The sequence below is a fragment of the Kitasatospora sp. NPDC050543 genome, assembly GCF_044457565.1.
Classification (GTDB): domain Bacteria; phylum Actinomycetota; class Actinomycetes; order Streptomycetales; family Streptomycetaceae; genus Kitasatospora.
Window position 1 is genome coordinate 1 of sequence record NZ_JBITGZ010000034.1, and the last position, 16039, is coordinate 16039.

At 69.8% G+C, this 16039-nt stretch carries 9 protein-coding genes; 6 read left to right on the top strand and 3 right to left on the bottom strand.

Going from position 1 to position 16039, the window contains the following annotated elements:
* Nucleotides 1–988: 988 nt before the first annotated feature.
* From ACIBH3_RS29680 to ACIBH3_RS29700, 5 genes are all read left to right on the top strand, one after another.
* Nucleotides 989–3526: a DUF6603 domain-containing protein gene (locus ACIBH3_RS29680; RefSeq protein ID WP_396315192.1), complete on the top strand. Its 2538-nt coding sequence runs from the start codon at nucleotides 989–991 to the stop codon at nucleotides 3524–3526.
* Between the two features lie 107 nt (nucleotides 3527–3633).
* Complete coding sequence (locus tag ACIBH3_RS29685; RefSeq protein WP_396315193.1) at nucleotides 3634–5865, top strand: hypothetical protein; 2232 nt, start codon at nucleotides 3634–3636, stop codon at nucleotides 5863–5865.
* A gap of 39 nt (nucleotides 5866–5904) precedes the next feature.
* Nucleotides 5905–9384: a hypothetical protein gene (locus tag ACIBH3_RS29690; protein WP_396315194.1), complete on the top strand. Its 3480-nt coding sequence runs from the start codon at nucleotides 5905–5907 to the stop codon at nucleotides 9382–9384.
* A 67-nt stretch (nucleotides 9385–9451) separates the two neighbouring features.
* A complete protein-coding gene (locus ACIBH3_RS29695) occupies nucleotides 9452–10747 on the top strand; it encodes a discoidin domain-containing protein (protein ID WP_396315195.1) in 1296 nt (431 codons plus the stop codon).
* Between the two features lie 335 nt (nucleotides 10748–11082).
* Complete coding sequence (locus ACIBH3_RS29700) at nucleotides 11083–12261, top strand: hypothetical protein (RefSeq protein WP_396315196.1); 1179 nt, start codon at nucleotides 11083–11085, stop codon at nucleotides 12259–12261.
* Nucleotides 12262–12456: 195 nt separating this feature from the next.
* Here the strand turns inward: ACIBH3_RS29700 and ACIBH3_RS29705 are convergent, their stop codons facing one another.
* A complete protein-coding gene (locus ACIBH3_RS29705) occupies nucleotides 12457–12924 on the bottom strand; it encodes a hypothetical protein (RefSeq protein ID WP_396315197.1) in 468 nt (155 codons plus the stop codon).
* 25 nt (nucleotides 12925–12949) lie between these two features.
* Nucleotides 12950–13240, bottom strand: a complete 291-nt coding sequence (locus ACIBH3_RS29710; RefSeq protein ID WP_396315198.1) for a hypothetical protein — start codon at nucleotides 13238–13240, stop codon at nucleotides 12950–12952.
* 300 nt (nucleotides 13241–13540) lie between these two features.
* Between ACIBH3_RS29710 and ACIBH3_RS29715 the strand changes: the two genes are divergently transcribed.
* Nucleotides 13541–14905 (top strand): glutamate decarboxylase, encoded by a 1365-nt coding sequence (locus ACIBH3_RS29715; protein ID WP_396315199.1) that lies wholly within the window; start codon nucleotides 13541–13543, stop codon nucleotides 14903–14905.
* A 324-nt stretch (nucleotides 14906–15229) separates the two neighbouring features.
* Here ACIBH3_RS29715 and xdhC read toward each other — a convergent pair whose 3' ends face one another.
* Entirely contained in the window at nucleotides 15230–16039 is an 810-nt protein-coding gene (gene xdhC / locus ACIBH3_RS29720; protein ID WP_396315200.1) for a xanthine dehydrogenase accessory protein XdhC, read from the bottom strand.

Sequence of the window (16039 nt, forward strand, 5' to 3'; positions counted from 1 at the left end):
GCGGCATCTCGTGAGCCCGGTCCAGCAGCTGGCCCAGCAGCCGCTCACCGAAGCCCTCCGACCGGTCGGCCGCAGCCCTGCGGTTCTCCCGTGCGAATTCCGCCATGGGCACCTCAGTTCCCCGCAGCGGCCCTCTCCATCGGCCGGCTTTCTGCCTCGCCCCACGCAGCCGCGCGAGCGCCGCACTGGCGTCTTCTCCGTCTCAGCATCGCACCGGCTCTCACCCCGCGACACCCGAGCTGGATGGATCTTGTGCGCATCGGCTGCGGCCCCCGGCCTGCCTTCGCAGCCGCGAACCGTCCGAGAACGGATGAGGTGTCTTGGTGGTCCTCGGGGCCGACCAGCGGCAACGCGCAACGCGGAGCGACGTGCTCACTCCAGGAGCCGGTTCGCCTGGACCCCGTGGGGCGGTCGGCCGCACGGCCAGCGCCTGTCCCGGACGGCCCGGCAGCTGCGTTGGTGAACTGACGCGACGGTATTCGAGTACCTGACTTGCCTGAATTCGCGCTTTATCGGAGTGATTTCGGCCGGTCCTCGACGCGACGACGTGGGCGTTCGCGGGCTCCTGGACATCTGCGCTGACGGCGGCGGTGTGCGGCGGGTCGTCAGGGTTCCGACGCAGGAAAGTCCGCTGCTGCCGGCAAGGCAGCCCGGACCTCTGATTGGCTGGTTTCCCGTGCTATGCCTCGGGCCTGGAGGGCGCCGACCGTGCGCGGAGATGGTCTATCGCCAGCTCGGATGCCTTCCATGGCCCTTTGAAACGCTTCTGCAGGTCTGGGAGGACGCGCGCGGCAGATCCACCCTTTGGTGCAGTTTGCACACTTCCTTTCGGCCATATTCGTCACTGGAGGTAGTTGTTTGCATGCTAAAAGTGTTCACCTGGTTAGGCTCCTCGCAGCGGACACGTCAGACCCGTAGCCGGACCGGCGCGGGCCTCCGCCTTCCCCTTTTGCCACGAGTAGAGGGCTGGATCGCTGTGACAGCACGCGTGGAAGACGTTCAGAAGCTTCTCGACCAGACGGCGGGTGGTGCGGTCGAGATCCCGGTGCCCGTGTTCGCCGACCCCGACGCCGCGGCGCTCGTCTTTCCGGGCGGCACCGTGCGGATCGACGGCGCGGTGTGCGACTCGCGGACGCTGTCGGTCGGCGGGCAGGCCATGATCACCGCGTCCACGGCACCGGTGGACCTCGCGTTCACCGCCGACGGCGAGTGGGTGACCGGAGCGGTGGCCACCGTGGATCTCGGCGAGGGACGCCGGCTGGTCCTGGTCGACGGCGCTCCGCAAGGTACGGCACTGCCCGCCGGGGCCTGGGCGCTGACGGACGGTCGGGCGCTGCGGTTGACCAGGCGCACGCCCGCGCCGCCGACCGACCCCGAACGCCTGGACGGCCTGGGCCGGGCCCTGCCCGCCGTCAAGCACCGGGACGGAGCCGCCCGCGACCGCACCCCCCAGGCGCTGGTCACCGAGCACGGCATCCTCACCCCCCGCCCAGGACCGCGCCGCCGCAAGGGCATGCGGGTCCTCGAAGCGCCGTCGGTGCGCGGCTGGTCGCCGATCGGCACGCCCGGCGGCGACAACGGCCTGAGCGTCGACTACTACAACCCGCCGCTGCGGATCGCCGGCGCGCTGACCGCGCTGCCGGCCTCCCCGCCGTACAAGACGGTGGTCGGCGGCGTACTGCTGGTGGACACCGGCGCGTTCAACGGCTCGGCCATGGGCGCCTACGTGGTTCCCGACGGCAGCGGCGCGGACCCGTCGCTGTTCGCCTACGGCTCGCTCGGCAGCCAGGTCGGCTTCGGCCCGCCGCTGTTCCAGGTGCGCGGCATCTCCGCCGGGTTCGGCTGGAACAGCCGCGTGCGCGTCCCGGCAGCCGACGCCCTGGGCAGCTTCCCGTTCCTCGTCGCACTCGACAACCCCGGCGAGATCGGCGCCGACGACGAGGAGGTCGACCCGCTCAAGGTCCTCGGCGAGCTGATCGGCGGCTCCAACCCATGGGTGCGGCCCCAGGAGGGCGACCTCTGGTTCGCCGCCGGCCTGGCCTTCGACTGCTTCGAGACGTTCCGCGGCCACGCCATGGCGCTGGTGCAGACCGGATCCGACCTGACGATCAGCCTGCTCGGCGTCGCCGGGATGCAACTGCCCACCAAGAGCGACAAGAAGATCGCCCGGGTGGAGATCGGCATTGAAGCGACCCTGCGCCCGACGGCAGGAGAGCTGAGCATCGGCGCGGCGTTTACCGAGAAGACGTTCCTCATCGACCCGAACTGCAAGCTGCGCGGCGGCGTCGGCATGAAGTTCTGGTTCGGCAGCCACGCCCACGCCGGCGACTTCGCGTTCATGCTCGGCGCGATCCCCGCAGGCCGGGAACTGCCCGCCCGCTACCCAAAGCAGCAGCCGGCCGGCCTGACCTGGGGCGTCGGCTCCACCGTCAACATCACCGGCAACGCCTACGCCGCGTTCACCCCCAAGTCCCTGATGGCCGGCGGCTCCCTGGACGTCGTCTTCCAGTCCGGGATGCTGCGGGCCTGGCTCACCGCCCGGGTGGACGCCCTGCTGGAGTGGAACCCCTTCTACTTCGACGTCGGCATGGGCATCCGGGTCGGCGTCTCCGCCACCATCAAGGTCTGGTTCGTCAAGATCAGGATCTCGATCGAGGTCGGCGTCAGCGTCCGGGTCTGGGGCCCCGCGGTGGGTGGTGAGGCCACCGTCCACCTGTGGTTCATCTCCTTCACCATCGGCTTCGGCGCCGGCCGCCGCAGCCAGGCCCCGGCGCTGGACTGGGGAGGCTTCCAGGGGATGCTGCCGCCGCCCGAGAACATGGTCCGCACCACCCCGATCGCCGGATACACGGGCGAGGGCGCCCCGCCGACACGAGGCGCGGTCAAGCCGTGGCTGGTCAGCAATGGCGGCTTCACCTTCACCGCCGACACCCAGGCGCCCGTCAGCAAGGTCTACCTGAATCAGGGCGGCGACACCATCGAGGTTGCCACCGACGGCGCCGGGGTGGACATCCTGCCCATGCACCTGCGGGGCAAGGGCAGCGAACTGCGCGTCTGGCTCACCTACAACGGCCAGGCCTCGAAGCTGACGCCGTGGGGCCGCGCCGTCCTGCGCGGCAACGTGCCCAACGGTCTGTGGGGCCAGCAGGCCGACGCGCCGAACGACGGGATCATCCCCGACCGGATCCTCGGGATCCGGCTGACGTCGCCGCCGGTCGACCACGGCACCTCCACCGGGTTCCTCGACGAGCAGGCCATCTCCTTCGACCCGATCAACCCCGACGGCAACCAGCCGCTGTCCGCCGGCGAGCCGGCCACGGGCCCGGAGCCGAAGCGGCCCGCCGGCGTCATTGCCGTGATCCAGGACGACATCGACAGCACCGCCACCCGCCGCAGCCGCACCGCCCTGGCCCAGGCCCTGACCGCTCTCGGCGCCGACCTCGGCGCGCTCGACACCGACCTGAGCGGCTACGCGAACGCCGCCGGCACCGCGTTCACCGCCGCGCCGATGCTCGTCGCCGGCTGACCGGACGCGCCGCACCGGGCCGCCCCACGCCGTCCCGTGGGGTGGCCCGCGCCGCCGCGCGCTGTCCGCCCCCGCCCTTTGCCGCGTCCTGTCGAAAGGCACGCCCTGTGACCACCACGTCCGAACCCGCCCCCCAGCCGCGCACCAGCGCTCCGGGTGCCGAGCACCGCACCCGGTTCTTCGACCATCGCATCCCGTCGCTGTACGCGGGCCGCTACAGGATCGACAACCGGCAGACCCTCAAGGACCTCGACGGAGCGGACCGCGTCATCGACGCCACCCCGCAGCCCTTCGACGTCGTCCAGCCGCGCTTCAGCTTCGATCCGACCGGCATCAACGCGCAGTTCCCCGTGCCGGACGCCGTCGGCACCTACAGCCAGACCCTCGCCCACATCAACCTCGACGCCCCCGGCCTGCCCTGGAACCGCCCACTGGGCCCCGAGCAGCCGGCCGCCGTCCCGTGGATGGCCCTGCTGCTGTTCCGAGAGGACGAACTACCCGAGGACCCGGACGCGGTGGGCCTCGTCACCGCCGGCACCGTGCGCCGGCTCCTGGACGGCGCCCTCGGCTCCGGCCGCCCGCCCGCGCTGCCGCCGGAGAGCCTGCGCCCGGACGAGTACGACGAGCAGTGCGCCACCGTCCTCGTCCCCGCCGCCCTGTTCGACGCGGTGAAGCCGCTGCCCGCAGAGATGGCCTACCTGGCACACCTGCGCGAGGGCGGGCGCCCCGACGCCACCCGGGCCGGCACCGATCCCGAGCCGGACGAGGGTGAGCTCAACGCCGTGCTGGTCGCCAACCGCTTCCCCGCCGCCACCGGCGGACGCCACGTCGCCCACCTCGTCTCCCTCGAAGGCCACGACCGGTACCTGACCACCCCCGCCCCCACCGAAGGCGTGCGCCTGGTCTCCCTCGCCAGCTGGTCCTTCACCACCGAACCCGACTCCGGCATCGGCTTCGGCGACCTGTGCCAGCACCTGGCCACCACCGACGGCACCACCCCCCGCCCCGCCGATCAGCTGCGCCTTCGCGTGCCGACCACCGGCCCGGCCAACCCGGCCGGAGCGCAGAAGGAGGCCCTGGACCGGATGGCAGGCGGCGCCGTCGCCCTTCCGCAACGCCTGGAGAGCGGCGAGCGCACCCTCGCCTTCTACCGGGGCCCGCTCACCGCGCAGCCGGCCCGGGACCTGCCCCCGGCGGCCGCCACCCGCCTGGACTCCCCGGGCGAGGCGCTGATCTACCTGCAGCAGTACGGCGTCTTCGACGCCGCCTACGCCGCCGCGTTCACCACCGGGCGCACCCTCGCCCTCGCCGACGCCGAGTTCCGCACCGCGCTACTGGAGTTCCGCTCCGCCGCCCGCGCCGCGGCCCGTCGCCTCGCCTCCCACCCGGAGCTCGCCGCACGGTCCGCCGCAATCCTGACCGGGCGTCACCTCACCGCGCCGCTCGCCTTCGAGGCCTTCGACCGCCTCCTCACGGACGGCGACGCACGCTCCGGCGGCGCCCGCCTCAACCAGGCCCTCGACCAGGCCGGCCCGCAACTGCGCGCCGGCCGCCGCCGCAGCGCAGCCCGCGCCCGCCGCAGCATCGGCGACGCACGCGCCGTCCTCGCCCAGCCCGGCGTCGCCGACCTCCTCACCCAGGCCGCCCCCGACAAGTTCGCGAAGGTCACCGCCTGGCTGGACGCGCTGCGCCGCCTGGAACTGCTGAGCCTGTCCCACCTGGTCCCCGACCCGCGCGCGCTGCCGGCGGAGAGCATCCGCTTCGCCTACCTCGATCCCGCCTGGGTGCGGGCGGCCGTGGACGGCGCGTTGAGCGTCGGCGTCGGCCACGCCCTGGACGCCGACCTCAACGCCCTCGCGACCGGTGGCGGGCCCGTCCCGAAGTGCGCGGTGCTGATCAACTCCAGCCTGGTCCCGAACTGGCCGAACACCATCGTCGCCGCCTACCAGGGCACGGACATCGTCGAGCCCGTGCGCGACGCGGTGTTCGGCCTGGAGACTCGCCTGCTGCTCTACCCGGAGGTCATCGACCGCTTCGAACTGGCAGAGCCGCCGCGCGGCCTGTGCTTCGGCATCGGCGACGTCGGCACCATCGAGCTCCGCGAGATCTCCGGGGACCGGATCGGCCACCCCAAGGGCGAGTTCCCGCAGCCGGCCGGCTTCGCCCGGTTCCTGCGCCCCGGGGGCCGCGACGTTCTCAACGTCGACGGCACCGGCGACGCCCTGCTGCCCGCCCTGTCCGGCGCGCACGGGCTCACCGGTGGGCAGCGGATCTCCTCCGCCCAGTTCGCCCTGCAGATGATTAACGCGCCGCAGGCACAGACCTTCTCCCGGCCCTGAGCCCCGCCCACCCCCACACCGACGAAAGGACCCCGGGCCATGTCCGTGGACAACACCCTCATCGTGCCGGTCGAGGTCGCGGCCCTCGCCGTGAACCGGCAGACCCGCGACACCGGCACCCCGCACGTGTTCCACCGCTGGATCACCAACTTCAAGAACATCGGCGAAGGCGTCGCCCCCGAGCCCGCCCCGTTCTCCAGCCCCGAGGAATGGACCGGCCGCGAGGACCGCCTCGGCGTCTACCTCCAGTGGGAACTGCCCGCCGCCCTCACCCGCGGCCGCCACGACGAGGAGGAGGGCATCGGCGACTTCCCCCTGGTGCCCAACCGGTGGCTCGTCGTCCGCCACACCGACAGCACCCGCACGCTCAAGGCCTGGATCGTCGAGAGCGACTACCTCGACCCGATGGACGGCAGCGTCTCCTTCCAGAACCCCGACTTCGACCCCGACCCCGACAGTGACAGCGAAGAACCCCCCGCGACCCTGATCGGCAAGTGCCACGAACTCACCGGCCCGTGGCGCGAGCCCACCGACCGCCGGGCGCAGTTCCTCACCGCGATCGGCCCCGGACTGCTGACCTTCTCGGTCTTCCAGCCCTACAACAGCAACGTCTTCTCCCTGCACGACACCCTCCTGGACACCCCCGAGGGCGAACTGCCGGCGCGGGAGCGGCTCAGCTACTTCGTCGCCGGCTGGTACGCGGACGCTGGCAGCGACATCCTCGCCGGCACCGAGGACCTCGCCGCGCTGCTGGAACGCCTGCAATGGACGCCACCCGTCGGCTCCGGCAGCGGCATCCGCTCCTCCGTCTACTCCGGTACCGTCCTGGGGCTGGACTGGGACCTGACCGGCCCTGTCCCCGACTCGCCCTGCCCGAAGCCGGCCGACGTCACCCCGATCGTGTCCAACAGCATCGCCGAGGCCGTCGCCGAACTCGGCGCCCAGGCCGACGGCCAGGGCGCCCTGTCCCGCGACGAGGCCGAGCTGTTCCGGGCCTTCCTGCTCGGCGGCATCGACGCCCTGGAGGAACGCGACCGGCCCGAGGCCGACATCCTTACCGACCGCCGCGCCCACGACAGCGCCTTCGGCCCCGTGCCCGGCGGATACCGCTGGTTCATCGGCGAACGAGGCGAGGAGACCGGCCGCAGCACCTCCCGCGCCACCCGGGCAGCGGAGGCCGACACCGTCGCCGAACTCAACCGCCGCCAGGCCGCCCACGACGCCACTGAAGCCGAACTCGACACCGCCCGCGAACACCTCTACCACCTGTGGTGGCTCACCCACCTCAAGAAGAAGCCCTCCGACTTCACCGGCCGCATCGACGACGAACTCGACCCGGACAACGCGGACGGCGCAGCCGGACGAGTCTTCGCCCTCGCCCGCGACCTGGCAGGGCAGCGCGCCGACCTGCCCTGGGGCAGGAGCGAAGCAGACCTCGCGGCACGCATCGACACCCTCTATCCGGCTTACGGCGCCCGCGCCGCCCGTCGCCTGATCCGGGTGCCCGCCGAGGACTTCGAGTACAGCGCCGACCCGGTCCTCACCCTGGAGGGCGCCAACCTCCACGCCCCCCTCACCCGCGACACCGCCCTGCCCTGCCGCACCCCCGAACGCATCGTCACCCGCGCCTCCAACATCACCACCACCGACGTCGCCGCCACCGCCGCCCAGATCAACCTCACCGGCCAGCAGCCGCCCTGCCTCCCCGCGCTGCTCAGCGAGTTCCTCATCCTCGACCGCGCCCTGAAGACCGGCGCTATCCGCGATGTCACCGGCACCCTGCCCGAGTACGGCACCGCACCCTGGGCCATGCCGTGGCAGCCGCTGTTCCTGCTGTGGAAGGCCACCTACTTCCCCCTGCCGCTGCGCGACGGCGACACCCCGCACTGGGAGTTCATCGACGGCTCCCGCTACCAGTGGAAGGGCACCGGAGAGCCCGGCACCCCGCTGACCGTCTCCGGCCGCCAGACCCTCGCCCCCTCCGCCGGCCACATCGTCGACGGCATCCTCCAGAGCTATGCCCGCGTCCGCGACCAGCTGCCCGCCGACGCGCTGCGGCAGGTGCGCTCCCAGGCCCGTGAGGCGGACTACCTCTCCCAGACCCTCGACGGCTTCGGCGCCGCCATCGCCCAACGCCAGCCCCTGGCCGGCCTCCAGCCCACCGGCGAGCTCGCCGACCTCATCGGCAACGGCGACTACCCCCCGCCGGACCCCGGCCCCGGCAAAGCCAGCCCCTGGGACCCCGACCCCGTCTCCACCTTCCAGGAGCTGCGCGCCGGCCAGCTCGCCTTCCTCGACCTGGCCGTCGTCGACCGCTTCGGACGGTCCGTCAACCTCATTGCAAACCCGTCCCACTTCCGCCCCGAGATGCCCGACACCATGCGCCCGGCCCACCCCGTCAGCAAGGACGACTCCGACCGGCTGGTCGAGCTCGGCCCGCGCCTGCTCCAGCCGGCCCGGCTGCGCTTCGACTTCCTCGCAGCCACCGGCGACGAGGACACCGACCTCACCCCCGGGACCAACCCCGTCTGCGCCTGGCTGCTGCACAACCGCCTCGACCAGTCCCTCGTCGTGTACGCCCCCGACGGGGCCGCACTCGGCGAACTCCGGGTCACCCTCAACGCCAACGGCCAGCGGGAGGTCTCCTGGTCCGCCCTGCCCGGCTCCGAGGTGACCCGGTTCGAACAGCTGCAGGCGCTGGCTCCCCACCCCTACCAGCTGCTCAACGCTGTGAAGACCCGCGGGCCGCAGACCTTCGACGCGTTCCGCGCCACCGTCGACCAGGCCCTGCAGACCATCGATCCGGACGGTCCCGCCGACCCCGGCCTCGGCTTCCTCCTCGGCCGCCCGCTCGCCCTGGTCCGCACCCGCCTCACCATGAACCTGCGCGGCCCCCTGCGCACCGACGTCAGCTGGCACAACCTCTTCGAGCCGTCACCCTCCCAGCTGCCCACCTACCCCTGGGCGATCCGCCTCGGCGAGGCGCAGCAGAGCGACGACGGCCTGGTCGGCTACGTCCTCGACGACGACTACGAGCACTTTGAGACGGTCATCAACCCGGCTGCCGGCGGCGGGGGATACCTGCGGCCGATCGGCGACCGGCCCAGCCTGGAACTGGACTTCGGCGACCACAGCACCGCGGTCGCCACCGTGCTGCTGGACCCGCGCGCCGCCGTGCACGCCACCACCGACATCCTCGCCACCAAGAAGGTCTTCGTCCCGCAGGAGTTCACCGACCAGGCGATCGCCCGAATGGCCGTCAACTTCCGCACCGGCCCGCTCCTGGCCGCCACCACCGCCCTGCGCGGCCCGCAGGGCGAGAGTGAGGAGACCGTCCTCATGCCGGCCCCGGCCGGTGTCGTCGGCACCTGGAGCTGGTCCGAGAACCGCGGCGGTGAGTGGGAGAAGCTGCCGATCCTCGGCCAGGACCAGTACGACCTGCCCCTCGCCGAACCCGAGATCCGCTCCGGCTTCCTCACCCTCGACGACGCTGTCGCCCACAGCCGCACCGACCGCTGACCAGTCGCCACTACCGTGCCGCCCCGCGCCTGGGGCGGCACGGCCACCCCCTACTAAGGAGCCATTCGTGACCCTGGTCGTTCAGATGCAGGACGCGGGCATCGCTGCCAGCGATCCCCTGCTGTCCTACACCGTCACCACCACTCCGAGCCCGCTGAAGGCCTCGCCGGAGAACCCGCAGGCCCCCGAGGAGATCGGGGAGATTGTCATCGCCGTCTCCCGGCAGAGCGGAACCCCGGCCGACGTGAAGTCGATCCGGTTGCAGGTGCCCGCCGGCACCATGTCACCGGACCTCGCCACCGACCTGGCGAAGGTCACGCCGAGGATCAGCCTCACCGGCTGGACCGGCCGTCTGGAGGCCGCCGACAAGGAGTTCGTCTTCACACCCGCGGCCAGTCACACGCCCATCGGCCCGGACCTCGGCTTCACCATCCAGCTGTCCGACATCCCGATGAGCCGCAAGGTCGGCACCGCCCCCATCACCCTGACGGAGGAGTCCCGCACCGGAACCTCCGCATTCCAGGACAGGGAAACCGTCTTCAACATCGGGAAGTTCCCCGCCGACTTCTACCTCCGCAACTTCCTCTGTGAGCCGTCCATCGTCCAGAACGGCGGCGACGTCAAGCTGACCTGGGAGCGTTCCGCCAACGCTACCTACGAACTCCTCTACCCGGGCGTTAGCCGATGGGTCACCGACCGGACCAGCCTTGAACTCGAAGGCATCAAATCCGACACCACCTTCTACCTCCGCGCTACAACCGGCGACCCGTCCAACCCGGTCGTGCGCATCCTCTCCACCCAGGTCACCGTCCTCAAGCCCGACCTCGACATCGGTAACCTCACCGTCAACGGGAATGTCACCATCTCAGGGGCGCTCACAGCCACAACGGTGACAGCCCGCAAGACCCTGACCGCCGGACTTCCAACCGCCAGTGCTCTGCCGGAAGGCATCATCGGGCGTGCCACAGCGGACAAGATGCTGGACGGCCGGGACGACACCTTCTACCAGTCGAGGCTCATCCCGCACCGCGACGACTGGGCGATGGTTGACCTGGGAGAGGTCCGCCGCATCACCGGAATCGAGATCCACTTCACCACATCCGTGGCGCCTGGAAGGGTCGAAACATCGACCGATCAAACCAACTGGACCTCAAGGGGGGACGCCACCGCACCGGTATACAGCCACACGTTCCCGAACGGGGGAGCTGAGGTCCGGTACGTGCGCTTCCTTGTTACCAAAGTCCCGTCCGTCGTTTTCCAGATTCGGCACTTCATCGTCACCCCCGGCGTTGCATTCACTGCGGGCATCGGGTCGAGCGGAACACTCGGCGTCGCCCAAACCTCCGGTGACGCGCAGTCGTGACGAACACCGGTGGCCAGCTCGTACCGGACACGCGTACCGCACCCCCGGGCCCGCCGCTCCCGGCCGTGGACGCGGACGCTCCGGCCGGAACACCGGCGTAAGAGCGCCACAGCAGGCTGGGAGGGCTGGGGGCTGCCGTGGGGGAACTTGGGAGCCGACCAGTCCACTTCCTGGGCTCAGTCCCCTGGCAGCCATCGATTGCGATGCGCTCCGGCTTTCTCACGCTGGACGACGCCGTCACCCACAGCCGCACCGACCACTGAGTAGCCATCACCGCCTTTACATGCCGCCCCACGCGGGGCGGCACGGCCACCGAACCCTCCGAGGAGTCAGCTGTGACCGTGGTCGTCCAGATGCAGGACACGGGCGTTGCCGCGAACGATCCCCTGCTGTCGTATCAGATCACCACCACCCCGAGCCCGTTGAAGGCGTCGCCCGAGAACCCGCAGGCTCCGGAGGAGATCGGGGAGATTGTCATCGCCGTCTCCCGGCAGAGCGGAACCCCGGCCGACGTGAAGTCGATCCGGTTGCAGGTGCCCGCCGGCACCATGTCACCGGACCTCGCCACCGACCTGGCGAAGGTCACGCCGAGGATCAGCCTCACCGGCTGGACCGGCCGTCTGGAGGCCGCGGACAAGGAGTTCGTGTTCTCACCCGTGGCCGGTCACACGCCCATCGGCCCGGACCTCGGCTTCACCATCCAGCTGTCCGACATCCCGATGAGCCGCAAGGTCGGCACCGCCCCCATCACCCTGACGGAGGAGTCCCGCACCGGAACCTCCGCATTCCAGGACAGGGAAACCGTCTTCAACATCGGGAAGTTCCCCGCCGACTTCTACCTCCGCAACTTCCTCTGCGAACCCTCCATCATCGCCAACGGCGGCGACATCAAGCTCACCTGGGAACGCTCAGCCAACGCCAAGTACGACCTGCTCTACCCCGGGGTCGAACGTGACGTCACCGACCGGACCAGCCTGGAACTCGAAGGCATCAAATCCGACACCACCTTCTACATCCGCGCCACCACCGGCGACCCCACCAACCCCGTCGTGCGGATCCTCTCCACCCAGGTCACCGTCCTCAAGCCCGACCTGGAAATCAGCAACCTCACCGTGCACGGACACACCAGCACACTCGGAGAACTGATCCCGCAGGGGCCCGTGCACGCCTTTGGCACGCACCAGCTCGCCTGGCACCACTACGGAAGTATCGAAGAGAAGGAGATTGCCAAGGACTTGACGGCATCCTCTGCTGGAATCCTTCTCGGAATGATCAAGTACGACCACCTTGTCCCGTCAGTATCCGGCGACAATGAGAACACCTGGGGAACCGCTGCGGTCAAGCTGGACGGGGTCCCCGAGGTGGGCGCCACCGTACGCAGCGCCTCCGGCTACGAGTCATTCACGGTCCCTATCGCCCCCGGCGCACTTTTCAGTATCCGGTACGCGATCAGGCGTTCCTCCTGTCGGGCGTACTTCTACTGGATGCCCATCGGTGGGGGATTGCCTGTGTAACCCGCCATGCCGCCTGGGGGTCAAGGGGTCGTAGGTTCAAATCCTGTCGTCCCGACAGCGATTGATAGCGTTGTCGCAGGTCAGAGGTCGTCTTCGCAGTGATGCGAAGACGGCCTTTTTGACGTTTCGTCGATTGATGGTCGCATTGTGGTCGCATGAGGTTGTCATCACTTCGTGGACGGCGCGGGCCGGGATTCAAGCGGCAGCAATCGCTGGGAGTTTGGGGCTCGCCGGATGTTCCTGGCGTCGGCTGGAGTGATCGCGGTGTGGTTGCAGCCGGTGGAACCATCGCTGGTGGGTGGCGTCCTTGTCGGCCCGGGCGAGGATGTCGGCGATGGTGTCGGCGGCGTCGCGGGCGGCCTGGTGGGTGAGGTGGTCGTAGATGTTGGCAGTGGTGGAGAGCGTTGCGTGACGGAGCCTCTTGGAGACCGTGGTCAGGGGGACGCCGGCGGTGATGGGGAGTGTGGCGGCGAGGTGGCTCAGGTCGTGGACGGCGATGATGGGGACGTCGGCTTTAAGCTGAGAGCTCGCGCAGGCGGTCCAGGACGCGTTGTGGGCGCAGCGGTTGCCCGTCGGGCTTGCAGAACACCAGGTTGTCCGGCGAGACAGCGGCGCCCGGGGCGGCGGCGCGGTGTCGGAGTGCGGTGGCGACGTGGGGCACAACCGTCCCAGTATCAGGCTGTCCAGTTCAGAGGGGGAACTTCAGTTTGATCACCAGTGCTTTGGCCTGGAGCCAGGCGGTGAGGTAGTCGGCGAGGGTCTGGTTGGGGTCTGCGGTGAAGCCGCCGTCCTGGCCTTCGAGGACGCGTCGGAGTGCGGCTCGGGCGGCGTCCTCGGTGGGGAAGCCGCCCCGTCGGAGCGTATGGCGCTTGTCGGCGGAGGGGAGGTCGACGGCGAGGGTCCAGGTACCGTGCTCGGGATCGCTGGCGAGGCGGGGGCAGCGGGCTCCGAGCTGCTTGTGGTGTGGGTCGCGGCACAAGCGGACGCTGTCCGCCAGATCGACTGGCGAACGCCTCTAAATGACGGCGAGGACGTGCCGGTGAAATGCATGTGCGCATGAACATCGTGTGAGTGGCTGGTAGCTGAGAAGAGCCGGTCCGGCACCTGACAGTCTTGCGGCCGCTGCTGCGTTCCCCAGGCGGGGAGGGGCCCCGGATCCTGCTGCTTTCGCCGTCGCTGGAAGTCGATCACTCGGGGGGATGCGCCGTTCGCGTGCACTTCGAGCTCGGTCCTCAGGTCCTGCCGTGGCACCCGTCCGGGGCGTGGTTGAGTCGTCGCCATGAGCAAGAGTGAGGCCGCGGCCCTGTTCGGCAACCGATTCCTGACGGCACCTGCTCCCTCGGAGACCTTTCCAGAGGAAGGTATGACCGCGACGGACGCCATGAGGCTGGTGGACGAGGACCTCGCGATGGAGGGCGACCCGCAGCGCAACCTCGCGACGTTTGTCACCACGTGGATGGAGCCGGAGGCGCAGCGGATCATCGCGGAGAACCTCCACCGCAATTTCATCGATCACGCGGAGTACCCCATCTCTGCGGAGATCGAGCAGCGCTGCGTGCGCATGCTCGCCGATCTCTTCCACGCGCCGGGGAAGACTGCCGGGTGTCGGACCCAGGGGTCGTCCGAGGCGATCATGCTCGGTGCGCTGTCGCTGAAGTGGAAGTGGCGGGAGCGGCGGCAGGCGGCCGGCCTGTCGGTCGACCGGCCCAATCTGGTCTTCGGCGGTGATGTCCACGTCGTGTGGGAGAAGTTCTGCCGCTACTTCGACGTGGAGCCGCGGATCGTGCCGCTTGCCGAGGACAAGTACACGATCGGCCCGGAGGATGTGGAACCTCACCTCGACGAGAACACGATCGGTGTGGTCGCCGTTGTCGGCACTACGTTCACCGGCCACAAGGACGATGTCGTCGGGATCGACAAGCTTCTGCGGGACATCCGCAAGAAGCGGGATCTCGACATCCCGATCCACGTTGACGGCGCCAGCGGCGGCTTTGTGTGGCCCTTCCTCTACCCGGACTCGAAGTGGGACTTCCGGCTCGAGCAGGTCCGCTCGATCAATGTCTCGGGACACAAGTACGGTCTGGTCTACCCCGGCATCGGCTGGCTGGTCTTCCGCGAGGAGTCCGACCTGGCCAAGGACCTCGTGTTCTACGAGAACTACCTGGGCAAGACCGACGCGACGTTCACGCTGAACTTCTCGACCGGCGCGTCGATGGTCCTCGCGCAGTACTACAACTTCGTGCGGCTGGGTCGCCAGGGCTACACCTATGTCATGGAGGCGATGCAGACCAACGCCCGTGCGCTGGCGGACAACCTGCGTGGCAGCGGCCGCTTCGAGGTGATCGGCAGCGACCTCGAACAGCTGCCGCTGGTCGCTTTCCGTCTCGCCGGCAAGCACTCGTACGACGAGTCGGACATCGCCTGGCAGCTCTCGGCCGAGCGCGGCTGGATGGTGCCGGCGTACACGCTCCCGCCCAACGCCGAACGGGTGAAGATCCTTCGTGCCCTGGCCAAGGAGACCCTGAGCCGCGAGCAGATCGAGCGCCTGACCAGGGACATCGCCGACGCGTGTGCCACCTTGGACCACAAGGGTGCGACCCACGACGTCGAGCGGGCCCAGATCAAGCGCGGCACCGGCTACTGACGCGCAACCGGGCCCGGCACAGCGGACGTTCCCAAAGCCGTGATCGGCGAGATCCTGGAACACGCCGTGCATGAGGTGGCGCCGGTCCCAGATCAGGGTGCGGTCCAGCAGCTCTCGCCGGCAGGTCTGCACCCATCTCTCCGTGATCGAGTTCATTCTCGGTATCCGGACCCCGCTGAGCACGACCTCGATCCCCGCGTCCTGCAGGACGGCGTCGACCAGGTCGGGGAACTTGCCGTCCCGGATCAGGTGGCGGGCCCGGCAGCCGGCGTCCTCGAGGTCCATGACGAGGTACTTCGCCGTCTGCGGCACCCAGGATGCGAGTCAGTTCCCCTCGGTTTCGAAGGTGCGCAGCAAATCGGCAGCGACGCTCACGGCAATTGTCGCGGGTTCCTTGCCGGTGATGTCGGCCAGCCCGATCGGGGTCTTGATCCGATCGATGGTGGCCTCGTCGTGACCGCCCTCGGTGGCGAGGCGTTTGCGGAACCGCACCCACTTGGCCGCCGACCCGATCAGCCCGATGGAGCCGAGATGGGTCGTGCGCAAGGCGGCGTCGCACAGAGCGGCGTCCTCGGCGTGATCATGGGTCATGATCAGGATGTGGGTGCCGCGCGGCAACTCCGCCAGCACCTCCTCGGGCAGCAGCGGTGTGTGATGCACGTGCACCTGCGCCACCGCGTCTGCCAGCACGTCGAGCCGCTCCTCGGTGAGCATGTCGGGGCGGGTGTCGATCAGATGGAGGTCGAGGTCCTGACGTGCCAGGATGCGCGCCAGTTCCAGCCCGACGTGCCCGACGCCGAAGATCGCTACCACCCGTACCGTTGGCAGCGGTTCGAGCAGCACCGAGACCGTGCCGCCGCAGCACTGCACGCCATGCTGGTTGGTCACCTGGTCGTTCAGGGCGAAATCAATCAGCTCCGGCTCCGGCTTGGACGCAGTGATCATCTCCCGGGCCCGATCGATTACGACGGCCTCGACATTGCCGCCACCGATCGAGCCCCACGTCTCGGTCTGCCCCACAACGAGTTTCGCACCGGCGTCGCGCGGGGCATGGCCGCGCACGGTCGCGACGGTCACCAGCACGCCGGACTCCCGGCGTGCTCGCAACCGTGCGACCGCGGCGACCCACGTCAT